Origin of the sequence: Amycolatopsis sp. NPDC098790 (assembly GCF_044759945.1) — a bacterium.
Classification (GTDB): Bacteria; Actinomycetota; Actinomycetes; order Mycobacteriales; family Pseudonocardiaceae; genus Amycolatopsis.
Genome location: NZ_JBIWAI010000004.1, coordinates 363,869 through 387,817 on the forward strand (window position 1 = coordinate 363,869; position 23,949 = coordinate 387,817).

Below are 23,949 nucleotides of genomic sequence, written 5' to 3' on the forward strand. Positions count from 1 at the left end.
GGCGCAGCCAGCGGGCGCAGCCGGCGGGCGGCGGGCGCAGCCAGCGGGCGCAGCCGGCGGGCGGGCGCGGGCGCAGCCGGCGCAGCCGGCGGGCGGGCGCAGCCGGCGCAGCCGGCGGGCGGGCGCGGGCGCAACCGGCGCAGCCGGCGGGCGGGCGCAGCCGGCGCAGCCGGCGGGCGGGCGCGGGCGCAGCCGGCGGGCGCGAGCGCAGCCGGCGCGCGGCGGGCGGGCGGGCGCAGCTGGCCGGCGGCGGGCGCAGCCTGCCGGCGGGCGGGCGGGCGGGCGGCGGGCGCAGCCGGCCCGCGCGGCGGGCGGCGGGCGGCGGGCGGGCGGGCGCAGCCGACCCGCGGCGGGCGCGGGCGCAGCCGGCCGGCGGGCGGGCGTGCGGCGGGCGCAGCCGGCGGGCGGCGGGCGGCGGCTCGGCTCCGGAAGCCGCCCGGCGACGTCATGAACGACCCGTTCACCTCGCCAGACGCCATGAACGACTCTTTCATGACATCCAGGCCGGGCGCGGCGGGCAGAGGCAGGCGCAGCCAGCCCGCCCGCGCGGCGGGCGCAGCCGGCGGACGCGAGCGCAGCCAACCCGGGCCGAGCGCACCCGGCGGGCGCGGGCACAGCCGGCCGGCGGCGGCAGGCGCAGCACACCCGAGAGGCGGGCCGCAACCCACCGCCGCAAGCCACCCGCCCCGGATCCGAGACCGCCCCGCCCACCCCCCGTCTTGAATGAGTCATTCAGGACCTCCGAAGCCCTGAATGACTCATTCAAGACCTCCGAAGCCCACCATCGCACCGAAGCACTGGCGCGGACTTCCACCCCTTAGCTATAGTACTAGGCAACTAGTTAAATGGAGTTGCCGATGATCGAATTCCACCTCGACGCCCGGTCGGGTCTCTCGCCGTACCAGCAGCTGGTCCAGCAGGTGCGGCACGCCCTCCGCCTGGGCCTGCTCGCCGAAGGCGACCAGCTCCCGAAGGTCAAGGACGTGGTCGCCTCCCTCGCCATCAACCCGAACACCGTGCTGAAGGCCTACCGCGAACTGGAGCACGACGGCCTCGTCTCGGCGCGCCCCGGTGTCGGCACCTTCGTCACCGCCACGCTCAACGGCGGCACCTCCTTCGCCGTGCTCGGGTCGCTGCGGCAGGACCTGCGCCGGTGGCTGGGCAAGGCCCGCAAGGCCGGTCTCGACGAAGAGAGCATCGAGGCCCTGCTGATGTCCACGTTTCGCGACTCCGCCAGAGAGGACATAGCGTGACCGTCCTGCGTGCCCAGGGACTGGGCAAGAAGTACAAGCGCAAGTGGGCGCTGACCGGCTGCACGCTCGAAATCGAAGCCGGCCACGTCACCGGGCTCGTCGGCCCCAACGGGGCAGGCAAGTCCACCCTGCTGAACATCGCGTCCGGCATGCTGGAGCCGACCACCGGCAGCATCGAGGTGTGCGGCGGCACCCCCGGCAGCGGGCCGGACCAGCTGGCGAAAGTCGGCTACGTCGCCCAGAGCACGCCCGTCTACACCGGGCTCACCATCGAAGACCACCTGCGGCTCGGCGCGCACCTCAACCCGCGCTGGGACACCGCGCTCGCCGAGAAGCGGATCGAACGCCTGGGGCTCGACCCGAAGCAGCACGCCGGGAAGCTGTCCGGTGGCCAGCGCGCGCAGCTCGCGCTCACCCTCGGCATCGCCAAGCGGCCCGAGCTGCTGCTGCTCGACGAGCCCGTCGCCGCACTGGATCCGTTGGCGCGCCGGGAGTTCCTGCAGGACCTCATGGAAGCCGTCGCCGAGCACGGGTTGTCCGTCGTGATGTCCTCGCACCTCGTCAACGACCTGGAACGCGTCTGCGACCACCTCGTCGTGCTGGTGGACTCGCAGGTCCGGGTGATGGGCGACGTCGAAGACCTGCTCGCCACGCACCACCGGCTGTCGGGGCCGCGCCGCGACGTCGGCACGCTGCCGGCGGAGCAGCACGTCGTCTCCGAGACGCACACCGACCGCCAGACCACCGTGCTCGTGCGCACCGAGGCGCCGATCCTCGATCCCGCGTGGACGGTCGCGCGGATCGGTCTCGAAGACCTCGTCCTGGAGTACATGAGCAACCCCGCCGCCGCCCGCCCCGCCCTGGAGGTCCTGAAATGACCTGGCTGACCTGGCGCCAGTTCCGCCTGCCCGCGCTGTCCGTGTTCGCCGCGCTGGCGGTGATCGGCCTCGTGCTCGGGATCACCGGCCCGGAACTGGTCGGGCGCACGAACTTCTCCGACCAGGACACGATGTTCGGCGGCACGATCCTGGTGCTCTACCTGCTGCCCGCGGTGATCGGCGTGTTCTGGGGCGTTCCGCTGATCACGCGCGAGCTGGAAAGCGGCACGCACAGCCTGGTGTGGAACCAGACCGTCACGCGCAAGCGGTGGCTCGCCACCAAGCTCGGCATCGGCCTGCTGACCGCGATGGTCGCGGCCGGCCTGCTCGGCTGGGCCGTGTCCTGGTGGGCGAGCCCGATCGACGCGCTCGCGGCCGCCCAGACCGACCACGGGATGCTCTCGCGCATCGCGCCGGTGGTGTTCGGCGCGCGCGGGATCGTCCCGATCGGCTACGCGGCCTTCGCCCTCGCACTCGGCGTCGCGGTCGGGATGCTGGTGAAGCGGACGGTCGCGGCCATGGCCGTCACGCTCGTCGCGCTCGCCGCCGTGCTGCTCGTCGTCCCGAACTTCGTGCGCCCGTACCTCATCCCGCCCGTGCAGCTGACGGTCCCGATCGTCAGCGAGGAGATCACGAACATCACCGGCGACAACACCGGCACGGTAAGGGAAATCGGCGTGCGCAACCCGCCCGGCGCGTGGGTGCTGGCGAACGAAACGCTCGACCCGGCGGGCAACGTGGCCGAGCCGCTGCCGGACTTCGTGCAGAGCTGCATGCCCAAGCCGGGCGGCGGCCCCGTGCCGAGCCGCGGCGACGCCGAAAACTGCATGGCGCAGCTCGGTCAGCACGGTTACCAGCAGCACCTGACCTACCAGCCGGGTTCGCGGTTCTGGCCGCTGCAGTGGCTCGAACTCGCGCTCTTCCTCGCCATGACGGCGTTGCTCACCTGGTTCTGCTTCCGTCGTGTCCGCCACCTTTCCTGAACGACGATTCCTGGGGGAATCATGCGCACTCTCGCGATAGCCACCGCTTTGACACTCACGCTCTCCGCGTCGCCGTCCGCATCGGCGGCCACGACGCCCTACCTGCCGCGCCCGACCGGCCACGAGCCCGTCGGCGTCAGCACACTGTTTCTTGTGGACAGGTCGCGCCCCGATCCCTGGGTGGCGGCCGTGCCCTACCGGGAGCTGATGGTTTCCGTCTTCTACCCGGCGGCCTCGGCGCACGGGCCCACGAAGCAGTACATGACACCGCTGGAGTCCGAACGCAACCTCGAACGGGAGAACATCCCGGGGCTGCCCCTGGACATCATGAGCACCGTCAAGACGAACGCCGTCGTCGACGCGAAGCCGGCCGGGCGGTGGCACGGCCTGCCGCTGGTCGTGCTGTCCCCGGGCTGGACGCAGCCGCGCGCCACGCTCACCGCGCTGGCCGAGGAGCTCGCCAGCCGCGGGTACGCCGTCGCGGCGATCGACCACACCTACGAAAACCGCGCCACTACGTTCCCCGACGGGCACGTCACCGGCTGCGCCGCCTGCGAGGTCGACGACCAGCCCGGGTTCTGGGAGAAGTTCGCGCAAGTCCGGTCGAAGGACACGTCGTTCGTGCTCGACGAGCTGCTGCGCTCGAAGAAGTGGGGCGCCCTGATCGACCCGGCGCGGATCGGCATGACCGGCCACTCCGCGGGCGGCGCGATCACGACACAGGCGATGCTGGCCGACCCGCGCATCCGGGCCGGGGCCGACGTGGACGGGAGCATCCACGTCCCGCTGCCGGCTTCGGGGCTGTCGCGGCCGTTCCTGTTCCTGGGCAGCATGGACGACTACGTGCCGGGTCAGCAGGGTCCGTACGACGACTGGGAAACGGAATGGACGCACCTCACGGGCTGGAAGCGCTGGCTCATGGTGTCCGGCACGGCGCACGCGTCGTTCACCGACCTCGGGGTGCTGGCCGAGCAGCTGGGCGTCGACCTCGGCGCGACGATCGACGCCGGCCGCGCGCTGACGATCACGCGGAACTACGTAAGCGCTTTCTTCGACCTGCACCTGCGGTGCCGGCCGCAGCCGCTGCTGGCGGCGCCTTCGCCCGCCTACCCGGAAGTGACGTTCATCGGATGAAGACGACGATCCTCACGGCGGTCACCGCGCTCGCGCTCGGCTTGGCCTCCCCGGCCGCTTCGGCGACCCCGGCGCTGTCCCTGGCGAAACCGACCGGCACCCGGCCGGTCGGCACCACCTCGCTGCACCTGAAGGACACTTCGCGCGCCGACCCGTGGGTGCCCGCCGTGCCCTACCGCGAGCTGATGGTTTCGCTGTTCTACCCGGCGGTTCCCGCGCCGGGGGCGGCGAAGCGGTTCATGTCCGAAGCCGAAGCGAAGGCCGTCCTCGACGAAGCCGGCATCGAGGGCATCCCGCCGTCGGTCCTGACGACGGTGCACACCGACGCCGTCGTCGACGCCCGGCCGGCCGGGCACGGCCTGCCCGCCGTCGTCCTGTCCCCCGGCTTCAAACGGCCCCGCGCCGAGCTGACCTCGCTGTCCGAGGACCTGGCGAGCCACGGTTACCTCGTCGTCCTCCTCGACCACACCTACGAGAACGTGGCCACCACCTTCCCGGACGGCCGGGTCACCGGCTGCGCGGCCTGCGGCAGCTACAGCACCGAGTTCTGGCAGAAACTGCAGCGCGGCCGGGCGAAGGACGTGTCGTTCGTGCTGGATTCGCTGACGCGCTCGAAGTGGGCACCGCTGCTCGACCCGTCCCGGATCGGCATGGCCGGGCACTCCGTCGGCGGCACGAGCACGGTGAACGCGATGGTGACCGACCCCCGGATCAAGGCCGGGATCGACGTGGACGGCACGCAGGAGGATCCCCTGCTCGCTCCCGGCCTCGACCGGCCGTTCCTGTTCTTCGGCAGGCAGAACACGTACGCACCGGGAACCGGGGTCGAGTCGGCCACCTGGACCGAGGACTGGAAGCAGCTGACGGGCTGGAAGCGCTGGCTGACCGTGGCCGGCATGCAGCACCCGTCGTTCACCGACATCGGCCTGGTGGGCGAGCAGCTCGGCCTGGACTTCGGCGCGACCACCCCGGCCCCGCGCGGGCAGGCCATCACGGCGGCCTACGTCCGCGCGTTCTTCGACCAGCACCTGCGCGGCCGGCCGCAGCCGCTGCTGGACCAGCCGTCACCGCGGTACCCGGAGGTCGACTTCGCCATGACGTCCACGCCCTACCTGCCCGCGCCGACCGGAGACCGGCCGGTCGGCAGCACGCAGGTGTACCTGAAGGACACCTCGCGGCCCGACCCGTGGGTGCCGTCGGTGCCGTACCGGGAGCTGATGGTGTCGCTCTTCTACCCGGCGGTTCCTTCGCCCGGGCCGAAGACGCGGTACCTGACGGCGGCCGAATCGGCGGCGTTGCTCGCAGGCAGCGGCCTCGACGTGCCACCGGACCTGCTCACGAAGCTGGTGACCAACTCGGTGGCCGACGCCCGGCCGGCCGGTGCCCACCTGCCGCTGGTGGTGCTTTCGCCCGGCTACACGAAACCCCGCGCCACGCTCAGCGCCCTGGCCGAGGATCTGGCGAGCCACGGGTACGCCGTCGCGCTCGTCGGCCACACCTACGAGAACACCGGCACGAGCTTCCCCGACGGGCGCTTCGCCGGGTGCGCGTCCTGCGACGTGCCGCACGACAACGCTTTCTGGACGAAGCTGGAACTGGGCCGGGCCGCCGACGTGTCGTTCGTGCTGGACTCCCTGACGCACTCCCGGTGGGCGCCGCTGGTCGACGCGTCCCGGATCGGGATGGCGGGGCACTCCATGGGCGGCGCGAGCACGATCCCGGCGATGGTCGCCGACTCCCGGATCCGCGCCGGGATCGACATCGACGGACGCACGGAGGTCCCGCTCACCGCACCCGGGCTGGCGCGGCCGTTCCTGTTCGTCAACCACGAGCAGACCCCGAAGTGCGCGCCGGGGAACGTCGAGTGGGAACGGGACTGGGCGCAGATGACGGGCTGGAAGCGCTGGGTCGAGGTGGCGGGCACGCGGCACGCGTCCTTCACCGACGTGGGCCTGGTCGGCGACCAGCTCGGCGTCGACGTCGGCGCGACGACGAGCGCCGCGCGGACGCAGGAGATCACGCGGGCGTACGTGACCGCGTTCTTCGACCGGCACCTGCGGGGCGAGAATCGGCCGGTGCTCGATGCGCCGGGTTATCCGGAAGTCTCGTTCTGCCGCTGAAAAGAGGCGGAAGCGGCACGCGTTGGGGGTGTGCCGCTTCCGCTTCGCTAGGCCCGGAGTCCCACGATCGGCAACTGGCTCGCCATCCGCCGGCGTGCGTCCTCGCTGCCGTCGTACCTCCAGCCCAGGAGCTTGCTCAGCACGTGGCGCAGGATCGGGGCCGCGAACCGGTTGCGGTGCTCGTAGCGCGCGAGTACGTCGACGGCTTCGGCCTCGTCGAGCACCCGGTGCCGGGGCGCGAACCGGCGCCGGCCCACCACGACGTCGACCGGTGGCCGGGCTTGGACGTTGCGGAACCAGTCCGCGCCCGCACCCAGCCCGGCCACCACGAAGTACTCGCCGCGCGCGACGCCGACGACTTCCAGGACCGTGCGGTAGGCCCGCCCCGAGCGGCGGCCGACGTGCGTCAGGCACAGGAACCGCCGGCCGAGCAGCCACCCGAAGCCGTGGTCGTACAGGCGCACCGGGGCCCGGAAGACCGCTCGCAGGACCCGTCCGGGCCGCGCCGCCGTCACGGCCGGACCAGCCGGCGCAGGACGGCCGCGGGTGCCGGAGCGGGACTCAGCGGCCGGTGCAGCAGCAACCCGTCGACGGTGGCGACGAGCACCGCCGCGGTCGCGTCGGCGTCCGGGACGCCGAGGGCGCGGAACCGGGCGCCGAGCCGCGTCCGCAGGCCGTCGAGGATCTCCGCGATGCCGCGCCGCAGGGCCTCGTCGCGCGTCGCGGCCAGGTATGCCTCGACGAACAGCAGCGACGCCGGATCGGCGCCGGTGTACCGCTCGACCGAGCCGGCCAGCGCGTCGACGACCTCTCCGGGCGTGCGCGCCCGCTCCAGCACCGGCTCGACCTCGCCGGCCACGGCGCGCATCGCGGCCAGCACGGCCTCGGCGAGCAGCACCTGCACCGAGGCGAAGTGGTAGTGCACGACGCTGGGCGTGACGCCCGCGCGGTCGGCGATGACCCGGGTGCTGACCGCGGGCCAGCCGCGTTCCGGGACGAGTTCCGCCGCCGCCGCCAGCAGCCGCTGCCGGACCTCCGCGCCGCGCGCGGCCGCCGGTGAAGTCATGGAGCCTCCGATCAGGGCGATCGTCCTGTACGACTGCCCTGATCGTACTCCGCGCTGGTCCGTAGATCGAACGTTCGGCCGGAAAGGGCCGATACTGGACGCCGTGAACGAGTTCCTTTCGGTGCTCACCGGGCTCATCAACGCGATCGCGGCCGCCGTCGGGGCCTGGGTCGCCTTCGCGCAGTGGCGCGCTTCGCGGGCCAAGCGGCAGGTCGCCGCGCCCCCACCGCGGGCGCCCGCCGGTTCGCCGCGGCTGCCCGCGCCGCCGCCCGCCCCCGCCGTCGAGCAGCCACCCGGGCGGAAGCTCGCCCGCGCGGCCGCCGTGGCCGTCGGCGCGGGCGCGGCCACCTCCGTGTTCGCCGCACTGGCCGACTTCGCGTTCTGGCTGCGGGAGCGGTCCTCGGGCGACAGCGACGAAGGGCTCCTCACCTTCTTCGGGGTGATGACCTACCTGGCCGCCCTGACCGCGTTGCTGCTCGGGCTCTTCGTGCTCGTCGCGGGCCTGGTCAAACGGCGCCGGCGGATCGCCAAGCTGGGCCTGCTCGCGGTGGCGCTGAGCCAGACGCTCTGGCTGGCCATGTGGCTGACCGCCGTCATGTAGCCGTCAGAGCTTGCCGCCGGCGACCGGCGGCATGTCCGGCGCGTCCTCGACGCCCGTGGCCGCCTCGCGGTAGAGGTGGTTCTCGACCTCGAAGAGGTTGTCCGCGGCGCGCTCGACGACCGTGAGCAGCGTGGACATCTGGGCCACCTCTTCGACCTGCTCCTTGAGGAACCAGGCGACGAACTGCTCGCCGAGGTAGTCCTCCTCCACCCGCGCGGCCTTCGCCATGGCCTCGATGTCGGCGGTCACCGCCCGCTCCTGGTCGAGGGCGAGCTCGATGGCCTCGTGGGCGCTGGAGAATTCGTTGCGGACGTCGCCGCTGCCGGGGATCACCACCGGCTGGTCGCGGTCGAGCAGGTACTGGACCATGGCGAGCGCGTGGTTGCGCTCCTCGATCGACTGCCGGTAGAAGCGTTTCGCCAGCCTCGGCAGGTCACGGGCATCGAACCAGACGGCGAGGGCGATGTACTGCTGCGCGGCGGTGAACTCGTGCCGGATCTGCGCCTGCAGGAGTTCGGAGAACTTCGAACGCTGGGTATCGGCCATGCCTGACAAGGTACGGCCTTCGCGGCCGCGCGGGCTACGAGCGGCGGGCGCCCCGGACGCTGTCCTTGACGGCGTCGAGCAGGTCGTTGCGGGCCGCGTTCAGGGCCCGGTACTCGGGTTTCCCGGGGTTGATCAGCTCGTGCCACAGGGAAACGACCGCGGCACTGCGGTCTTCCAGCTCGTGCGCCCGGGCGATCACGGCCGGCGTCCCGATCACCTCCAGCATCGCGACCTGCTCGCGCAGGCCCGCCAGCGCCTCCGCGCCGGCCTGGTACCTCGAACGGCGGTCGCCTTCGGCGCTCAGCACCTGGTAGCGGAACGCGGTGATCCGCCCGAAGTACCGGGTGATCTCCAGGTAGGCGTCGCGGATGTCGCGGTCCCACTGGCGCCGGTCCTCGCGGTTCAGCCGCCGCCGATCGCTCAGCGACGTCGCGAGGAACGCGATCACCACGCCCGCGAGCAGGAAGCCCCCGGCGATCACGGGCACACCCCACCACGGCGCGGACCCCGGTGCGGCTTGGGTGAGCGGCAGCATGACGGCACGATACCGGGGAAAAGCGGCGAATCCGCCTGGAGAATTCCGCCGGGAGCTACGATCCGCGCTGTGCCGAGCCACCTTCCCGACCTCTCCGGGACCGTCACCTGCGTCACCGGCGCGTCCGGCACCATCGGCCGCGGGATCGCCCTTCGGTTCGCCGAAGCCGGCAGTGCGGTCGCCGTGCACCACCGCCGTCCCGGTGCGGGCGACGACGTCGTCGACGCCATCGAAGCCGCGGGCGGTCTCGCTCGCGCCTTCGCCGCCGAACTCACCGACGACGACGCCTGCCACGCACTCCTGGCAGCCGTCGCGGAGTGGGGCGGGCGGCTCGACGCGCTCGTCAACAACGCCGGCGCCCAGCCCGTCGCGCCCCTCGCGGACCTGACCGTCGACGACTGGCGCGCCATGCTCGACGCCACCCTCACCAGCGCTTTCTCCTGCACCCAAGCGGCCGCGCGGTTGCTGGGTGACGGCGGCAGCGTCACGCACGTCGCGTCGATCGAAGCCCGGCAGCCCGCGCCCGGGCACGTCCACTACAGCGCGGCCAAGGCGGCGCTCGTCATGCACGCCCGCGGTGCCGCACTCGAGTACGGGCCGCGCGGGATCCGCGTCAACACCGTGTCGCCCGGGCTGATCGCGCGAGACGGACTCGAGCGCGACTGGCCCGAGGGCGTCGAACGCTGGCAGCGCGCCGCGCCGCTGGGCCGGCTCGGCACGCCGGAAGACGTCGGCAACGCGTGCGTCTTCCTGGCTTCCCCGCTGGCTTCGTGGGTCACCGGGCACGACCTCGTCGTCGACGGCGGGGTCACCGCGCGGCCGACCTGGTAGCGCGGAACACGTTCAAGTTCTCAAGGCGCGATGGCGTTGCCGACCGTCGACGGGGGCGCGCTGCTGGGGTCCCGAATCCTCGAGCTGATCGAGGCGCACCACCGCCGCCGATGTCCACATCGGACTGACCGGCCACCGCCCTCCTCGAAAGGTCTTGAATGAGTCATTCAAGACCTCGGCTGCGCACGCCGCTCACGAGACCGTCGTCGTGTGCCGCGGGGCGTCCGAGCTGGACGATGCCATCAGCACCGCGCAGATCGGCACCGCCATCGCCAGCGCCGCCAACACGAACACCGGGAACAGGAACGAAAACACCTCCGCACCCGAGGGATCCGGTGCTCCCGGGTCGAGGTGCAGGCGGACCGCCGCCATGCCCGTGTAGTGCATGCCCGTCACCGCCGCCGCCATCACCAAACCCGCCGCCAGGCGCGGCAGCAGCTTGTCCAGCCCGACCGTGAACCACAGCGCCGCCGTCGCGGCCACCACCGCGATCACCACCGACAGCGCCACCAGTGCCGGGTCGTAGCCGATCGTGCCCTTGACCTCGACCGCCCACATCCCCGTGTAGTGCATGACCGCCACGGCGAGCCCGGTCAGCAGCCCGCCGAGCAGCAGCCGCCGCCAGGCGAACCGGTTGCGGACGCCGAACACGAGCAGGCCGCAGAACACCGCCGCCACCGACAGGACCGCGGACAGCGCCGTGCGCGGGATGTCGTAGCGCACCGGCTGCCCCGGCGTCGAAAACCCGAGCATCGCGATGAAGTGCATGACCCAGATGCCGACGCCGCCGATCGACAGCGCCGCGAGCCCGAGCCAGGTCAGCCGGGTGCGCGCGTTGTCCGTCGTGCGCGCCTGCAGCGTGCACGCCAGGCCGAGGGCGCACCCCACCACCGAAGTGAGGTAGGCGAGCACGACGAGCCAGTTACCCATCGCGAAGTCGTCGTGGTCCATGTGCATTTCCCGGCTCCCGTCAGGCTTGCCGCTGCCGCGGCGCGTGCAATGCGGCCAAGGCGTACTCGGCCGCGGCGATGAGGGTCTGCTTCGTCGATTCCGGCGAACGCGCGTCGCAGGTGATGACCTGGACCTCCGCCGGGATCTTCAGCGCTTCGCGCACCTGCTCCGGCGGGTGCTGGCGGGTGTCCTGGAACTGGTTGACCGCGATCAGGAACGGCAGCCCGCGCGACTCGAAGAAGTCGATCGAGGCGAAGCTGTCCGCCAGCCGGCGCGTGTCGACCAGGACGATCGCCGCCACCGCACCGCAGACGAGGTCGTCCCACATGAACCAGAACCGGTGCTGGCCCGGCGTGCCGAACACGTAGAGGATCAGGTCGTCGGCCAGCGTGAGCCTGCCGAAGTCCATCGCCACCGTCGTGGCGAACTTCCCCGGCACCGCTTCGGTCCGGTCGACCCCGATGGCCGCGGCCGTCATCACGGCTTCGGTGCGCAGCGGGTCGATTTCGGAGACGGCGCCGACGAACGTCGTCTTGCCGGCCCCGAACCCGCCCGCCACCACGATCTTGGCCGAGGTGATCCGCTTGTCAGAGAGCACGTAGTCCACTGAGGACCCTTTCGAGCAGGTCGTTGCGTTCGTCGAAGGAGGCGTCCGCGGTGAGCGTGTCGCGAATGGACACCTGGCCGGCGACCAGCAGGTCGCCGATGAGCACCCGGGCCACGCCCAGCGGCACGCCCAGGTGCAGCGCGACCTCCGCCACCGAGCGCTGCTGCAGGCACAGCTGCGTCACCGCGGCCAGGGGGTTGGTCGGGCTGAAGGGCGCCGTCCGCCCCTCGGCCGTCGTCTCGACGAGGGCTTCCACCGCCAGGTCGACCGTCGGCCGGGTGCGCCCGGCGGTCCACGCGTACGGGCGGGCCAGTGATGCCGCGTGCCGCCCGCCTTCGCGTCGCCGGCCTTCGGTCACCGGCTCGCCCCGGGTGCCGCTGCCGGCCGCGCGGGCGTCTCGACCCTCTTCCCGACCCGGTCGACCAGCAGCGTCATCTCGTAGCCGACCAGGCCGATGTCGCAGCCCGGGTTGGCCAGCACCACCAGGTTCGAGCCGTCGCCGACGTTCATCAGCAGCAGGAAGCCCTGCTCCATCTCGATGACCGACTGCACGACCCGGCCGGCGGTGAACAGGTCCGCGGTGCCCAGCGCCAGGCTCGCGAGCCCGGACGCGATCGCGGAGAGCTGGTCCGCCCGGTCACGCGGCATCGAGTCGTTCGCCGCCACGAGCAGGCCGTCCGCCGAGACGAGCGCGGCGTGCGCGACGCCCGGCACCTCCTGCGTGAACGCCGAAACCAGCCAGTTCCGGGACCCCTCGATCACTTCCGCTCCCTCCATCACTGGCCCTTCGGGTCGGTCGCGACCCGGTGGCGGGCCGCTCGCATGCCGCTGTAGTGCCGGGAAAGGTTGCTCCGCACCGCGGCCGGGTCCCGGAACGACGTGTCGGCCTCCGGCGGCTTGCGCGGGGTGACCGAACCGGGCGCGAGCTGGGCGCCGGGCTGCCGGGTCGGCAGGCCGGACTCGGTGAACTCGAGGTCGTCCAGCGTGCCGACCGCGGCTTCGGCGGCCTGCCGGACGTCGTCGGCCGGGGTCGCCCACTCGCCGGGACGCGCCGGTTGCGCGGGCGGGTCGGCGAACCAGTGCGAAAGCATCTGGTCGAAGATCGGCGTCGGCATCGGCGCGGGGTCCGCGACGGACGGCGGTTCTTCGGCGGGCCACCGGGGTTCCGGCTCGTGGCGGGCGGTGCCGTTGCGGGGCGGCGGCGCCGCGGGGAGCCCGGGGCGCGGGGGCAGGTCGACCAGGATCAGCGCCCCCGGCACGTGCACGCTGGCGGTGATGCCGGCGCTCGCGGTCCGCGTGGTCGTGTGCCGCAGCCGCACGGTGATCCCGTGCGACGCGGCGAGCCTGCTGACCACGAACAGGCCCATCCGGCGGGTGGTCTCCGGGCTCACCGACGCGCCGGCGGCCAGCCGGGCGTTCGCCGCCTCGAGGTCCTCGCGGGTCATCCCGAGGCCGACGTCGACGACCTCGATCAGCACGCCGCCGTCGAAGCCGCGGTCGGCGGTGAGCACGACCTGCTCGTCCGGCGGGGACGACCGGATCGCGTTCTCCAGCAGCTCCGCGAGGATGTGCACGACGTCGGCCGCGGCCTCGGACTGCACCGACCCGCGGGGCGCGTTGCCGAGCGTGACGCGCTGGTAGTCCTTGACTTCCGAGGTCGCCGCGCGCAGCAGCTCGACCGTCGCGACCGGGCCGACGTCGCGGCGCACCGGCCGCCCGCCCGCGAGGACCTGCAGGTTCTCGCCGTTGCGCCGCAGCCGGGTGGCGATGTGGTCGATCCGGAAGAGCTCGGCCAGCCGCTGCGGGTCCTGCTCGTCGGCTTCGAGGTCCTCGATCACCGACAGCTGCAGCTCCACCAGCGACTGGCTGCGCCGCGACAGCGTCATGAACATCTCGCTGACCTGGATCCGCATCTCGGCCTGCTCGCCGACGGCCAGCCGCACCGCCTGCCGGTGCATGTCGTCGAAGGCGCGGGCCAGTTCGCCGACCTCCTCGTCGGACTCGACGGGCAGCCGTTCGGTCGCCTGCCAGTCGACGTCGTCGCCCTCCCGGATCCGCTCGATGGTGGCGGGCAGCCGGCGGCGCGCGGTGTCGACGGCGGCCACGTGCAGGCGCCGGATCGGGGCGACCACCGAGCGGGCCACGGCGAGCGCGATGGCGAGGGCGCCGAGCAGCGCCGCGATCACCAGGGCGGCGTCGCGCAGCGCGTCGGACCGGATGAGGTTGGTCCGCGCGCCGACCGCGTCGGAAAGGGTCTTCACCTGGTCGTCCAGGATGGTTCCGAGCGCCGCGCGCTTGGCCGCGGGCCCGCCGGCGCCGGGGATGGTCGCGGCGGCGAACCGCGCCGCCGCCGCACCGGACGGCAGCGCGCGGCGGATCTGCCCGGTGAGCACCGCCTCTTCGGCGACGGCGGCCGCGAGCGAGTCCGCGGATCTTCCGGCAGGCACCTCCTGGCCGGCCAGCGACGTCCTCAGCTGCGTCAATGCTTTCGTGATATCGGCCGGGGCGTCGAGATCGACGTTCCCGGCCTGGGCGACGACGCCGGGGATCACTTCGCTCAAGCCGACGACGAAGTCGTGGTAAGCGGCGGCTTTCGCCCCGGCCGGTCCTTCCTGTTCACGCAGGCCGGCCAATTTTCCCAATTGATCTTCCAGTGCGCGGGAAAGCTCCGGGCCGAGCTGCGCGAATTCGGCGTCGTGGCGGATCGTGGCGGTTTTCGCGTCGACCGCGGCGGTCTGCGCGGCCGCGCCGTCGTGGATCAGCTCCTCGTCGACGAGGCCGGTGAGCTCGGCGATCCCTTGCACGACCGGCATTTGGTCGCGCACGGCGCTCAACGCGCCGGCCTGGGCGAGCTCGGCCTGCACCCGCCCGCCGGCCAGCAGCAGCGCGACCAGGACGGGCAGCAGCAACACGACGGAGATCTTGGTGCGCAGCCGCCAGCTACCGGGATTCCACGACGCGGCGGAACGACGGCGAAGCGGTTCATCTTCTTTCATCGGTGGCGTGGCTCGATTCGTACCGGTGACCCGAGAACGATTTCCGGGAACTTTTTTCCGGAATTCAGACCGGAGACATAACTCCGCGGGCGGCGGTGCTGTCAAGGAACGGCAGCCGTTTCCCCCGTATGCATCAGCTACACAGGGTAATGGGCGGCGACTCGGCTTTTCGCCTTCGCGGAGTGCGTGAATTTCCGTCCGCTTCGGACGGTCGCCGGCCGGGCCGACCCCCAGCCGGCCCGCGCCACTCGCCGTGAAATCCGGCGGGAGGTGAGCACGACGGTGCCAGCGGCTCGTGAGCAGCGTCAACAGCCGCGCGGACCTTTTGCGCCTGGGTGAAACGTCACTCCGCGTCACCGCGGCTATCCTCGGCCGGGAAAGGGCGGTGCGGGCATGCTGAAGATCCACTTCACCGACGCGGACCTGGCGAAGGTGACCATCGCCGAGGACGCCGATCCGATGTGGGAGCTGCTGATGAGCAGCTACCGGATCCGCCGTCCCGAGGGCGAGCCGTTCTTCGGCCGGTGGCGCAAGGGCTCGCGCACCGCCGTCCCCGAGTCCGGCAGGCTGCTGATGTCGGCCGTCCCGCCGTACGGGTACTGCCCGGACTTCCTCACCCCGGCCGGGCACGCCACGATCGGTGACGGCGTCACCGCGGTGCTCGGGACCCCGGCGAAGGCGCTGGCCGCGGACGTCGCCGAGCTGGCGGCGCAGGGCACGCGCGTCACGCCGTGGCTGCGCCGGCTGGCGGGCGGCGAGACCCGCGAACTGCACCGGCTCGGCACCGGCCTGCACGACTACTACCGCCGGTGCCTGGCCCCGGACTGGGCGACGGTCCGCCACGCCGTCGCCCGCGACCGCCGCCGGCTGCAGGCGAACCTGGACCGCGGCGGGCCGCAGCTGCTGCTTTCGACGGTGCACCCGGACGTCACCTGGACGCCGCCCGTGCTGCGGGTGCGCTTCCCGATCGAGCAGGAACTGCACCTCGACGGCCGCGGCCTCCGCCTGATCCCGACGTTCTTCGCGCACGGCATGCCGACGACGTACAAGGACCCGGACCTGCCGCCGGTGCTGGTGTACTCGATCGGCCAGCCGCGCTTCGACAGCGACGCCGAGCCGGGGAAGTCCCTGGTGGCGCTGCTGGGCCAGACGCGGGCGCGGGTCCTGGTGACGGTCGCGACGACGAGGTGCAACACGAGCGAGCTGGCGGCGGCGACGGGCGTGTCACTGGCGACGGCCAGCCAGCACGCGTCGGTGCTGCGGGCGAGCGGGCTGATCACCAGCGCCCGGTCGGGCAAGTCGCAGATCCACGAGATCACGCCGCTGGGCCTGGGCGTCATCCGCGCCGGCTGACCAGGGCCCAGCCCGCGGACGTCATGAAAGGGTCGTTCATGACGTCCGGCGCGCTGAAAGAGTCGTTCATGACGTCCGGGCGCTCGGTGTTGCCCCGGGGCGTGGGCGTCGTGTTAGCCTGTCGCCGTGCAGCGCCTCATGACGTCCTCGCGACTCGTAACCCGGCGCGCCGGCTGAACCCAGGTCGCCGGCGCGCGGCGTAGGCGATCGCTCTTTCTCGGGACCTGGCCCCGATCTCATTCCTTCTCAGTTCGGGAGATCAGCCGTGTCCACTTCCTTCGCCATTCCCGCGACCCGTTCGGCGATGCTGCTGCGCCGCCGCATCGCCACGTACTTCGTCGGCGGCGCCGACGAGATCCCGGCGCTGGTCAGCGCCCTGGGCGGCCACCTCGTCCACGAGCTGTCCGTCGACATCAAGGACGGCGTCCGCGAGAGCAGCATGGTCTGCGCGGTCCTGCTGGCCGCCGAGGAGACCGAACCCCTGCTCGACCGCCTGCGCTCGCTGCCGTCGGTCGTCTCGGCCGAGCTCGTCTAGCTGCGGACGAGGGTGCGCGAGCGCATCGCGTTCGCCACCATCGCCATCCCGCCCTCGGTGAACAGCGACTCCGGGTGGAACTGGACCCCCTCGATCGGCAGCTCGCGGTGCCGGACCCCCATCACCTCGCCCGTCGACGACCACGCCGTCACGAGCAGGTCCGCCGGCAGCGACGCCGGGTCCAGCACCAGCGAGTGGTACCGGGCCACCGTCAAGGGGTTCGGCAACCCCGCGAACACGCCGCGGCCGTCGTGGGCCAAGGGTGAGCACTTTCCGTGCATCGGCTCGGCGGCGTGCACCACCCGGGCGCCGAACGCCGCGCCGATCGCCTGGTGGCCGAGGCACACCCCGAGGATCGGTACCCGGCCCGCCAGCGCGCGGACCAGCTCGACCGAGATGCCCGCGTCCGCCGGGGCGCCCGGGCCCGGCGAGATCAGCACCAGCTCCGGCTCGAGCGCGGCGACGTCGGCCACCGACACCTCGTCGTTGCGGTACACCTGGCACGACGCGCCCAGGTCGCCCAGGTACTGCACGAGGTTGTAGACGAACGAGTCGTAGTTGTCGAGCACGCAGATCACGCGGCCGCCCCTTCCACCGTCACGCCGAGGGCGCGCGCCCCGGACCCGAGCTTCGCCAGGCACTCCGCGTACTCCTCCGCCGGGTCGGAGTCGTGGACGATGCCGCCGCCCGCCTGCAGCCGGATTTCGCCGTCGCACCAGACCATGCTGCGGATCGTCAAGTAGAGGTCCACATGCGACACCCCGAAAGAGCCGACCGCGCCCGAGTACAACCAGCGCCGCGCGGGCTCCAGCGAATCGATGATCTCCATCGCCCGCACCTTCGGCGTGCCGGTCATGGTGCCCGCCGGGAACGTCGCCCGGATCAGCTCGGCCGTGCCGCGCTCGCGGGCCGGCTCGCCCCACACGTCGGACGTCAGGTGCATGACGTGCGAGTACCGCTCGACGGCCATCAGCCGCTCGACCGACACCGTGCCGGGGCGGCACACGCGGCCGAGGTCGTTGCGGGCCAGGTCGACCAGCATCCGGTGCTCGGCCAGCTCCTTCACCGACGAGCGCAGGTCGTCTTCGGCGAGCCGGTCGGCGCGGCCGTCGCGGCCCCGCGGTCGCGTACCGGCCAGCGGGCGGATCAGCGCCCGGCCACCCGACAGCGTCAGGCACGGCTCCGGCGACGCGCCCACGGCTTCGAACTCCGGTCCGCCGTACCAGAAGTGGTACGGCGACGGGTTGATCTCCGTCAAGCGGCGGTAGACGGCCAGTCCGTCCACAGTGGCCGGAGCGGTCCACGGGTTCGACAGCACCAGCTGGAAGACGTCGCCGTCGAGGATGTGCTGCTGGGCGCGCCGCAGGGCGTGGACGTACTCGTCGTACTCGAAGCCGAACGTCCCGGTGCCGACCGCGACCGTGCCGAGTGGAGCGACGACGAGCCGGTCGAGCGTCCGGGCGACCTGCTCGGCCGCCTTGCGGGCGGCCGCGGGGGTCGTGCCCCGGCCGATCACCCGCCCCTCGGTGACCAGCACCTCGGGCAGGAAGAACTCGTACACCGGGCGCCCGCTCGCCGGGTGCCGGCTGGGCAGCCGCTCGAAGTCGCGCGCGGCGTCGTAGGCCAGGAACCCGTACCAGGCCGCCTCGGCGTCGGTGGTGCCCGGCGGCAGGTCCAGCCCGGCCAGCAGGTCCACCGCGGCGGTGAGCGGGGCGGGTCCGTCGCCGCCGGGGTGCGAGAGGACGGCGAGTTCGCCCGCGGCCAGCACCGCGTCCCGGCCGCCCGGTCCGGCGGTGAGCATGACGCGCCCCGCCGGCCGCAGGGCCGCGGCCGCCGCCACCGGGTCCACTGTGGACGCCAGCGGGACGGCGCAGCGGTGCAGCCGGGCGCCCGGGGGCAGCGCGGACGTGATCATCGCGCGACCGCCGGCACCCGGAACTGCGTCCGTTCGTGGTCGCCGACGGGCTTGCCCATGGCGTAGCGGAACGCGGCGAGCTGGATCGCCCGCGGCGGGCAGCCTTCGACGAAGATGCCGAGGTCCCGGCTCTCGTACAGGCAGTTCCCGACGAGGATGACCTCGCCGCGCAAGGGCGGGACCTCGACCTGGGGCCCGGAGATGACCGTCATCTCGCCGTCCCACTCGCACAGTTCGCCGGCCAGCGCCCGCATGGCCCCGGCGACGAACCGGCTGCACGCCGGGCAGGCGTTGTCGGCGTAGACGTGGATCCCTTCGCGGGGCACGACGATCTCGACCGGCGCCTTCACCATGTCGAACGCCAGCTCGTCGACGGGCGTCCCGAGCAGCTCGATGTCGTCGAGGGAAAGGGGCCCCATCCCCCGCGCGTGCGCGTCCCGCAGGTACGCGACGCTGTCCGGGTCGAAGCCGGCCAGCGTCCCGACGGCGACGTCCAGCGCGACGGCGTTGCGGCTCGCCGCCAGGAAGCCGACCTCGCGGGCCTGCCCGTCCATCGGGTAGTTGCCCTCGATGACCGTGGTTCCGTCGCAGACGACCAGGTCCTGCGGGCGCATCACGTTGAGGTCCACAGTGGACTCGTCGACGCCCGCCATGTGCACGATCCGGGTGGTGTACCCGGGCAGCAGGCCGACCAGGTTCTTCATCGCGTTCGAGTAGACGACGCTGGCGTGCGTGCGCAGCTGCGGGACGCCGATGAAGTAGTCGCAGTCCAGGATCAGCTCGGGGACGGCGATCGGCACCCGCAGCGACGTCGCACCGGGGATGCCGGTGATGCGCAGCGGCAAGTCGTCGAAGCTGACGACGCGGGCGTACTTCGCGGCCTCGTGGTCGCGCAGGATCTCGTAGATCGCGTGCGTGCGCTCGGCGATCACCGGCCGCGCGCCGTGTTCGGCGACGGCGCGGGCGATCGCGGCCAGCAGCGCCGGCCGGACGTGGAACCCGGGCGCGGTCTGGAACAGGTTCGGCTTGATCAGCACCTCCGCGCCGGCCGGCAGGGCGGCCAGCGGGTCGCCGAGCAGGTCGAGCATGCGGGTCAGGCCGTCCGGCACGTCGGCGTCACCGCCGACGGCCGTGAGGGCGACCTGTTCAGTCATCGGTGTCCTCCACGGCAATTACGCGCGCGGGCGCGGCTTCGGCGCCGGCGACCTTGGTCGGCAGCGCGATCAGCTGCACCACCTGCTTGGTCAGCTCGTGCATGTTGGTGACGTACTCCAGCAACGGGATGCCGGCGGCCAGCAGCGCGTGGTGCACCGGGGACTCGCCGTCGCCCGGACGCTCGGTGAGGCAGTCGAACCCGATCAGGCACGCGCCGTTGTCGATGGCCCACTGCGCGGCCGACGGCGTCAGGTACGGCGGGCGGTCCCAGTAGTCCGGCCGGCCCCAGTTGTGCCGCAGGTAGTCCGTGCGGATGAGCAACCGGTCGCCGGGCTGCCACACCGGGCGCAGCGTCTTCTCCAGGTCGTCGCCGGTCACCTCGTCCAGCTCGCCCTTGTGCGACAGGTCGGCGACGCAGGCGCGGCCGATCAACGTCTGCAGGGGCACCTCGTCGATGCCTTCGGTGCCGGGGTAGAAGTGCAGCTTGTACTCCATGTGCGTCCCGTTGTGCGGGAACACGTGCAGGTAGGAGAACGTGCGCTTGGTGCCGTACGGGTCGGTCTCCGGCGTCATCGAGCGTTCGCTGACGAACTTCGGGAACCAGTCGGCGGGGTAGGACGGCATTCCGTCGTAGAAGCCGTGGGTGAGGTCGACGAGTCGGGGCACCGGGGTTCTCCTTGCTCAGCAGGTGAAGAGGCAGGTGTTGCGGACGTCGGGGTTGTTGATCATCGTGATGACGGTGGTGCCGCCGGGCGGGATCGCCCGCACGCCGCCGCCGGACAGGCCGGCCGGGGTCATGAACGCCGCCCACAGCGCGTACCACTCGGTGCGCTCGCCGGTGTCCGGGTCGATCACGGTCTCCAGGTTGGGCCGCACGATCTCCTGGACGAGGGACCCGGTCCGCGAGCCGGCTTCAAGGGTCTCCCGCCAGGTCGCCGCGTCGACCTCGGGGCCGATGACGACGCCCTGGCCGCCGTAGAGGCCGGTCGGCTTGAACACCAGCTGGTCCTGACGCTCGATGCACTCGTCGATGCGGCCCGCGTCGGGACCGGCGCCGGGGCGGCCGAGCATCCGGCACCACGGCAGCACGCGTTCGATCGCGGCCCGCTCGGCCGGCTCGAAGGTGTCGACGAACTCCGACAGCATCGCGAGGGTTCCCTTGTTGCTGAACACGTTCGTCGGGGTCCAGACCACGACCTGGCCGGTTTCGTGGGCGCGGAAGACCGGTTCCAGGAGGGCGTCGCAGTCCGGGTGCTCCAGCATTTCCTCGAGGCCGTAGTAGCGCAGGATGACGTCGACCGCGGTGCCGTCGAGGTACGGCTTCCCGGAGCGGAACTCGAGGTCGCCGATCTCGCCGACGCGGCAGGCGACGTCGTTTTCTTCCAGGAGTTCGGCGATCGCGCGCCGCTGGTGGCCGTACGTCGTCATGCCGCCGGGGCCTTCGACGATCGCCACCACCGGCTCGCCGGCGCCGATCGTCTTGCCCGCGTTGCGCAGCGCCTCGGCGAGGTCGGAGCCCATGTCGAGGAAGCCGAGCCCGTGCTCGGCGGCGAACTCCGCGACGGCCGGGATCCGCAGGTACGCCTTGGGCAGCGTGCCGACCATGTCGAGGCCGCCGAGCGCGCTGCCGATGTTGTACTCCAGCAGCTTGAACGCCGAGCCGTCGTAGTAGACGTCGGCGCGGCCGTACAGCGGCGGCGGTTCCTCGCCGAGCAGCCGGGTCATCAGCGCCGCGTGCCGGTCGTCGATGCCGAGCGACCGGCGGAACCGGTCGAAGTCGCCGTCGAACAGCCGCCGCGGCAGGCTGCCGACGAGTTCGTAGACCGTGACGAGGTCCCGGCCGAACGCCCGGTACTCCGCCTCGTCCACGACGATCGGCCGCGGCAGCAGCCGGGGCCAGGACAGGCGCTTGGTCTCCGACAGCTCGAGGCTCGCCCGCGCGTGGCGCAGCGGGCTGTCCGCCTCCTCGCACCCGGCGAGGTAGGCCTTGGTGATCCGCTCGGACCGTGCCGACATGGTTACCTTCCCAGTGGAGTCAGGCGGAGACCGCGACGCGGGTCTCGCGCCGGGCCAGGATCGCCCGGTACTGCAGGATGATCACGACGCCGAAGGCCAGGTAGATCCCGGCCATCCCGGCCATGCTCACCACCGCGCTCAGGCTGATCAGGATCGAGTTGACGATCTGGCCGAACCGGATGTGCAGGTAGTACGCGGCCAGGTACCGCGGCCGGCCGTCGTCCGGGGCCAGCTCGGCCAGGAGTGCCTGCTGCACCGGCAGGTTCATCAGCTCCCCGACGGTCAGCACGACGACGGCGACGAGCAGCAGCCACGCGTCGTCGGTGACGGCGAGCACCGCGAAACCGCCCGCGTACAACGTGATGCCCGCGTACAGCCGCGCACGGTCCGGCATCCGCTTCAGCAGCGTGTTGACCACCAGCGCGAAGGCGACGACCAGGATCGTGTTGACCGCCTTGAGCACGCCGAGCATCTCGACGCCGGTCACCGCGCCGAACGGGAACACCGGCTGCGTCGGGAAGTCCGTCGACAGCCGGATGCCGATCGCGGTGCTCAGCTGCCCTTCCAGGGTCAGGATCAGCGTGGCCGCGATGATCAGCCGGCGGAACGTCGAGTCGGCGAGCACGACCTTGTAGCCCTGGACGAACTGCGCGAGCCCGGTCAGCTTGGTGGGTGGCCGCGGGACCTCCGGCTTGGTCTCGGCCACCATCGTCACGGTGATCGTGAGGGCGAACGCCATCCCGATCGCGCCGCCGAGGATCACCGCGCCGAAGTGGGCGCTGTACAGGAAAGCGCCGAGCAGCGCGCCGGTGCCGAGCGCGAGGTTGATCACCCAGTAGTTGACCGTGTAGACGAACTTGCGCTCGTCCGGAGGCGTCACGTCGATGATCGTCGCGTCGTTGGCCGGCAGCGCCAGGTTCGTCCCGAACTTCACCACGGCGTAGGAGAAGTAGACCGCGAGCGCGCCCCACTCCGAGTAGTACGCGACGGCCATCACCGCGAGGAAGCCGGTGCCGATGAGGTCGCCGATGACGAGCACCGGACGGCGCCCCCAGCGTTCGGACAGGTGGCCGCCGACGAGCATGCCGACCACCGCGAACGCGGCGAACACCAGGATCAGCGCGCCGGCGACCGCGACGCCGACGTGCGCCGCGAGGTAGATCGCGATGAACGTCAGGATCATCGCGTCGATCAGCTTGTGCACGAACGCGAGGCCGATCCGGACCCGGACGTTGCGGTGCAGGGCGAAGAAGCTCCTCATCGGACCTCTACCTCGATCAGGGAGCGGACGTGGTCCGCGCGGGTTTGGGCCTGGTCCGCGTCCTCGGACCCGGTGAGGATGACGAACCCGTGCCGGGTCTTGGAGCTGACCGTCTCGGGCAGGACGTCTCCGGGCGCGAAGGGGAAGTTCAGGGTGTCCACATAGTCCAGTGCACGAGCCTCATCAAGACCCTTGACGGCCTGCAGAACCCCCGTGGGGAAGGAGAAGTACGCGATGTGTCCCACCGACCCACCCGGCTCCGGCAGCGAGGTCCGGCCGGCGAGCGCGGCGAACATCGCGCGCTTGACGTCGAAGCCGCGCGCGTGCCCGATGATGTCCGGAATCTTGTCCCCGCCCAGCCGGGCCTGCGACTCCACGATCCGCGGCCCGTCGCCGGTCAGGATGACTTCGGTGTGCGCCGGGCCGCACTGGTAGCCGACGGCGTCGAGCAGCTCGACCGCGAGTGCGGCCACCTCCCGCGTCTCCGCCGTCTCCGGCTCGCCGAAGAGGTGGCCCCGCTCGACGAAGTGCGGCAGCGGGCCGAGCAGCTTGCGCGTCACGCCGACGACGTGGTGCTCACCGCGCACGGTCATCGTCTCGACGCTGAACTCGGGGCCGCGCAGGTACTCCTCGACCAGGACCGGACCGTCGTACCCGGCCAGCTCCGCGTCCCAGGCGGGCAGCTCCGCCGGGTCGGTGAGCAGGCGGACCCCGCGGCTCGCGGACAACGCGGCGGGCTTCACCACCACCGGCAGCGTGAAGCCGGCGAGCAGCGGTTCGACGTCCTGCCGGCGGTCCGCGGTGGCGAACCGGACCGTCGAGATGCCCTTGTCACGCAACAAGGTCCGCATCGCGAGCTTGTCGTTGAGCAGGAACACCGACCGCGGCGAGTTGACGGCCGCGCCCAGTTCGTCGGCGACCTCGTAGGCGAGCTGCATGCTCTCCTCGCTGCCGACGTGCCAGACGTGGCGGGCGCCGGTTTCCCGGACGGCCGCGCGGATCGCTTCGGCGTAGGCGGCGCGGTCGGTGAAGTCGACCAGCCACAGGCTTTCGGCGAGGCTCTCGACCTCCTTGAGGTACGCGGGCGCGTCCGCGCCGAACAGCCGCGTGGCCTCGGCCGGGTCCCAGATCGCCGTGATCGCGAAGCCCTCCGCCCGCGCCTTGCCGAGGTATGCCTTGTAGGGCATCACCATCACGAGGTTCGGCATGTCTC

Annotated in this window: 25 protein-coding genes; 9 read left to right on the plus strand and 16 right to left on the minus strand. The window is 72.1% G+C overall.

Going from position 1 to position 23,949, the window contains the following annotated elements:
* Positions 1 to 857: 857 nt before the first annotated feature.
* From ACIQWX_RS31090 to ACIQWX_RS31110, 5 genes are read left to right on the plus strand one after another with little or no spacing between them, the layout of a single operon-like run.
* On the plus strand, positions 858 to 1,253 hold the full coding sequence (locus ACIQWX_RS31090; RefSeq protein WP_400878524.1) for a GntR family transcriptional regulator: 396 nt from the start codon (positions 858 to 860) through the stop codon (positions 1,251 to 1,253).
* Positions 1,250 to 2,131, plus strand: coding sequence for an ABC transporter ATP-binding protein (locus ACIQWX_RS31095; RefSeq protein WP_400878527.1), 882 nt, complete (start codon positions 1,250 to 1,252; stop codon positions 2,129 to 2,131). Before ACIQWX_RS31090 ends, ACIQWX_RS31095 begins: the two co-directional genes overlap by 4 nt.
* Positions 2,128 to 3,114: an ABC transporter permease subunit gene (locus ACIQWX_RS31100; protein ID WP_400878530.1), complete on the plus strand. Its 987-nt coding sequence runs from the start codon at positions 2,128 to 2,130 to the stop codon at positions 3,112 to 3,114. Before ACIQWX_RS31095 ends, ACIQWX_RS31100 begins: the two co-directional genes overlap by 4 nt.
* Before the next feature lie 21 nt (positions 3,115 to 3,135).
* Positions 3,136 to 4,248, plus strand: a complete 1,113-nt coding sequence (locus ACIQWX_RS31105; RefSeq protein WP_400878533.1) for an alpha/beta hydrolase family protein — start codon at positions 3,136 to 3,138, stop codon at positions 4,246 to 4,248.
* Entirely contained in the window at positions 4,245 to 6,368 is a 2,124-nt protein-coding gene (locus tag ACIQWX_RS31110; protein WP_400878535.1) for an alpha/beta hydrolase family protein, read from the plus strand. The genes ACIQWX_RS31105 and ACIQWX_RS31110 overlap by 4 nt, the downstream gene beginning before the upstream one ends.
* A 47-nt stretch (positions 6,369 to 6,415) precedes the next feature.
* On the opposite strand, the gene ACIQWX_RS31115 is transcribed toward ACIQWX_RS31110, so the two are convergent.
* A complete protein-coding gene (locus ACIQWX_RS31115; RefSeq protein ID WP_400878538.1) occupies positions 6,416 to 6,883 on the minus strand; it encodes a nitroreductase family deazaflavin-dependent oxidoreductase in 468 nt (155 codons plus the stop codon).
* Positions 6,880 to 7,434, minus strand: coding sequence for a TetR/AcrR family transcriptional regulator (locus tag ACIQWX_RS31120; RefSeq protein ID WP_400878541.1), 555 nt, complete (start codon positions 7,432 to 7,434; stop codon positions 6,880 to 6,882). The genes ACIQWX_RS31115 and ACIQWX_RS31120 overlap by 4 nt, the downstream gene beginning before the upstream one ends.
* Positions 7,435 to 7,537: 103 nt before the next feature.
* Here ACIQWX_RS31120 and ACIQWX_RS31125 point away from each other — a divergent pair, with 103 nt between their 5' ends.
* Positions 7,538 to 8,035, plus strand: coding sequence for a hypothetical protein (locus ACIQWX_RS31125; protein ID WP_400878544.1), 498 nt, complete (start codon positions 7,538 to 7,540; stop codon positions 8,033 to 8,035).
* A gap of 3 nt (positions 8,036 to 8,038) precedes the next feature.
* Here ACIQWX_RS31125 and ACIQWX_RS31130 read toward each other — a convergent pair whose 3' ends face one another.
* Together ACIQWX_RS31130 and ACIQWX_RS31135 are read right to left on the minus strand one after the other, a co-directional pair.
* A complete protein-coding gene (locus ACIQWX_RS31130; protein WP_400878546.1) occupies positions 8,039 to 8,581 on the minus strand; it encodes a ferritin in 543 nt (180 codons plus the stop codon).
* 34 nt (positions 8,582 to 8,615) lie between these two features.
* Complete coding sequence (locus ACIQWX_RS31135) at positions 8,616 to 9,116, minus strand: hypothetical protein (protein ID WP_400878549.1); 501 nt, start codon at positions 9,114 to 9,116, stop codon at positions 8,616 to 8,618.
* Between the two features lie 69 nt (positions 9,117 to 9,185).
* Here ACIQWX_RS31135 and ACIQWX_RS31140 point away from each other — a divergent pair, with 69 nt between their 5' ends.
* Positions 9,186 to 9,947: an SDR family NAD(P)-dependent oxidoreductase gene (locus ACIQWX_RS31140; RefSeq protein WP_400878552.1), complete on the plus strand. Its 762-nt coding sequence runs from the start codon at positions 9,186 to 9,188 to the stop codon at positions 9,945 to 9,947.
* Positions 9,948 to 10,139: 192 nt separating this feature from the next.
* On the opposite strand, the gene ACIQWX_RS31145 is transcribed toward ACIQWX_RS31140, so the two are convergent.
* From ACIQWX_RS31145 to ACIQWX_RS31165, 5 genes are read right to left on the minus strand one after another with little or no spacing between them, the layout of a single operon-like run.
* A complete protein-coding gene (locus tag ACIQWX_RS31145; RefSeq protein WP_400878554.1) occupies positions 10,140 to 10,898 on the minus strand; it encodes an MHYT domain-containing protein in 759 nt (252 codons plus the stop codon).
* Between the two features lie 19 nt (positions 10,899 to 10,917).
* Positions 10,918 to 11,505: a GTP-binding protein gene (locus tag ACIQWX_RS31150; RefSeq protein ID WP_400878556.1), complete on the minus strand. Its 588-nt coding sequence runs from the start codon at positions 11,503 to 11,505 to the stop codon at positions 10,918 to 10,920.
* Positions 11,486 to 11,863, minus strand: a complete 378-nt coding sequence (locus ACIQWX_RS31155) for a DUF742 domain-containing protein (RefSeq protein WP_400878559.1) — start codon at positions 11,861 to 11,863, stop codon at positions 11,486 to 11,488. Before ACIQWX_RS31155 ends, ACIQWX_RS31150 begins: the two co-directional genes overlap by 20 nt.
* Positions 11,860 to 12,282: a roadblock/LC7 domain-containing protein gene (locus ACIQWX_RS31160; protein WP_400878562.1), complete on the minus strand. Its 423-nt coding sequence runs from the start codon at positions 12,280 to 12,282 to the stop codon at positions 11,860 to 11,862. Before ACIQWX_RS31160 ends, ACIQWX_RS31155 begins: the two co-directional genes overlap by 4 nt.
* The gene (locus tag ACIQWX_RS31165; protein WP_400878565.1) at positions 12,282 to 14,501 is read right to left on the minus strand and encodes an ATP-binding protein; all 2,220 of its coding nucleotides are present in this window, start codon (positions 14,499 to 14,501) and stop codon (positions 12,282 to 12,284) included. The genes ACIQWX_RS31160 and ACIQWX_RS31165 overlap by 1 nt, the downstream gene beginning before the upstream one ends.
* A 393-nt stretch (positions 14,502 to 14,894) precedes the next feature.
* Between ACIQWX_RS31165 and ACIQWX_RS31170 the strand changes: the two genes are divergently transcribed.
* Both ACIQWX_RS31170 and ACIQWX_RS31175 read left to right on the plus strand, forming a co-directional pair.
* On the plus strand, positions 14,895 to 15,854 hold the full coding sequence (locus ACIQWX_RS31170) for an ArsR/SmtB family transcription factor (RefSeq protein ID WP_400878568.1): 960 nt from the start codon (positions 14,895 to 14,897) through the stop codon (positions 15,852 to 15,854).
* 265 nt (positions 15,855 to 16,119) lie between these two features.
* Positions 16,120 to 16,389, plus strand: a complete 270-nt coding sequence (locus tag ACIQWX_RS31175; protein WP_400878571.1) for a hypothetical protein — start codon at positions 16,120 to 16,122, stop codon at positions 16,387 to 16,389.
* Here the strand turns inward: ACIQWX_RS31175 and ACIQWX_RS31180 are convergent.
* From ACIQWX_RS31180 to ACIQWX_RS31210, 7 genes are read right to left on the minus strand one after another with little or no spacing between them, the layout of a single operon-like run.
* Positions 16,386 to 16,967 (minus strand): anthranilate synthase component II, encoded by a 582-nt coding sequence (locus ACIQWX_RS31180; RefSeq protein ID WP_400878573.1) that lies wholly within the window; start codon positions 16,965 to 16,967, stop codon positions 16,386 to 16,388. The genes ACIQWX_RS31175 and ACIQWX_RS31180 overlap by 4 nt on opposite strands.
* Positions 16,964 to 18,304, minus strand: a complete 1,341-nt coding sequence (locus ACIQWX_RS31185; protein ID WP_400878576.1) for an anthranilate synthase component I family protein — start codon at positions 18,302 to 18,304, stop codon at positions 16,964 to 16,966. Before ACIQWX_RS31185 ends, ACIQWX_RS31180 begins: the two co-directional genes overlap by 4 nt.
* On the minus strand, positions 18,301 to 19,458 hold the full coding sequence (locus ACIQWX_RS31190; protein ID WP_400878579.1) for a DUF362 domain-containing protein: 1,158 nt from the start codon (positions 19,456 to 19,458) through the stop codon (positions 18,301 to 18,303). Before ACIQWX_RS31190 ends, ACIQWX_RS31185 begins: the two co-directional genes overlap by 4 nt.
* Positions 19,451 to 20,125 carry a cyclase family protein gene (locus ACIQWX_RS31195; protein WP_400878582.1) on the minus strand — a complete coding sequence of 225 codons (675 nt, stop codon included), beginning with the start codon at positions 20,123 to 20,125 and terminating at the stop codon, positions 19,451 to 19,453. Before ACIQWX_RS31195 ends, ACIQWX_RS31190 begins: the two co-directional genes overlap by 8 nt.
* Positions 20,126 to 20,140: 15 nt before the next feature.
* Positions 20,141 to 21,475: a hypothetical protein gene (locus tag ACIQWX_RS31200; RefSeq protein WP_400878585.1), complete on the minus strand. Its 1,335-nt coding sequence runs from the start codon at positions 21,473 to 21,475 to the stop codon at positions 20,141 to 20,143.
* Positions 21,476 to 21,494: 19 nt separating this feature from the next.
* Positions 21,495 to 22,736, minus strand: a complete 1,242-nt coding sequence (locus ACIQWX_RS31205) for an MFS transporter (RefSeq protein WP_400878587.1) — start codon at positions 22,734 to 22,736, stop codon at positions 21,495 to 21,497.
* Positions 22,733 to 23,944: an ATP-grasp domain-containing protein gene (locus tag ACIQWX_RS31210; RefSeq protein WP_400878589.1), complete on the minus strand. Its 1,212-nt coding sequence runs from the start codon at positions 23,942 to 23,944 to the stop codon at positions 22,733 to 22,735. Before ACIQWX_RS31210 ends, ACIQWX_RS31205 begins: the two co-directional genes overlap by 4 nt.
* Between the last annotated feature and the right edge of the window lie 5 nt (positions 23,945 to 23,949).

Bases quoted from the DNA above. Each gene is read 5' to 3' on its own strand.
- ACIQWX_RS31165 (WP_400878565.1), bottom strand. From the start codon at position 14,501: ATGAAAGAAGATGAACCGCTTCGCCGTCGTTCCGCCGCGTCGTGGAAT.
- ACIQWX_RS31105 (WP_400878533.1), top strand. From the start codon at position 3,136: ATGCGCACTCTCGCGATAGCCACCGCTTTGACACTCACGCTCTCCGCG.
- ACIQWX_RS31120 (WP_400878541.1), bottom strand. From the start codon at position 7,434: ATGACTTCACCGGCGGCCGCGCGCGGCGCGGAGGTCCGGCAGCGGCTG.
- ACIQWX_RS31100 (WP_400878530.1), top strand. From the start codon at position 2,128: ATGACCTGGCTGACCTGGCGCCAGTTCCGCCTGCCCGCGCTGTCCGTG.
- ACIQWX_RS31160 (WP_400878562.1), bottom strand. From the start codon at position 12,282: ATGGAGGGAGCGGAAGTGATCGAGGGGTCCCGGAACTGGCTGGTTTCG.
- ACIQWX_RS31135 (WP_400878549.1), bottom strand. From the start codon at position 9,116: ATGCTGCCGCTCACCCAAGCCGCACCGGGGTCCGCGCCGTGGTGGGGT.
- ACIQWX_RS31170 (WP_400878568.1), top strand. From the start codon at position 14,895: ATGCTGAAGATCCACTTCACCGACGCGGACCTGGCGAAGGTGACCATC.
- ACIQWX_RS31130 (WP_400878546.1), bottom strand. From the start codon at position 8,581: ATGGCCGATACCCAGCGTTCGAAGTTCTCCGAACTCCTGCAGGCGCAG.
- ACIQWX_RS31200 (WP_400878585.1), bottom strand. From the start codon at position 21,475: ATGTCGGCACGGTCCGAGCGGATCACCAAGGCCTACCTCGCCGGGTGC.
- ACIQWX_RS31190 (WP_400878579.1), bottom strand. From the start codon at position 19,458: ATGACTGAACAGGTCGCCCTCACGGCCGTCGGCGGTGACGCCGACGTG.
- ACIQWX_RS31110 (WP_400878535.1), top strand. From the start codon at position 4,245: ATGAAGACGACGATCCTCACGGCGGTCACCGCGCTCGCGCTCGGCTTG.
- ACIQWX_RS31210 (WP_400878589.1), bottom strand. From the start codon at position 23,944: ATGCCGAACCTCGTGATGGTGATGCCCTACAAGGCATACCTCGGCAAG.
- ACIQWX_RS31145 (WP_400878554.1), bottom strand. From the start codon at position 10,898: ATGGACCACGACGACTTCGCGATGGGTAACTGGCTCGTCGTGCTCGCC.
- ACIQWX_RS31205 (WP_400878587.1), bottom strand. From the start codon at position 22,736: ATGAGGAGCTTCTTCGCCCTGCACCGCAACGTCCGGGTCCGGATCGGC.
- ACIQWX_RS31090 (WP_400878524.1), top strand. From the start codon at position 858: ATGATCGAATTCCACCTCGACGCCCGGTCGGGTCTCTCGCCGTACCAG.
- ACIQWX_RS31185 (WP_400878576.1), bottom strand. From the start codon at position 18,304: ATGATCACGTCCGCGCTGCCCCCGGGCGCCCGGCTGCACCGCTGCGCC.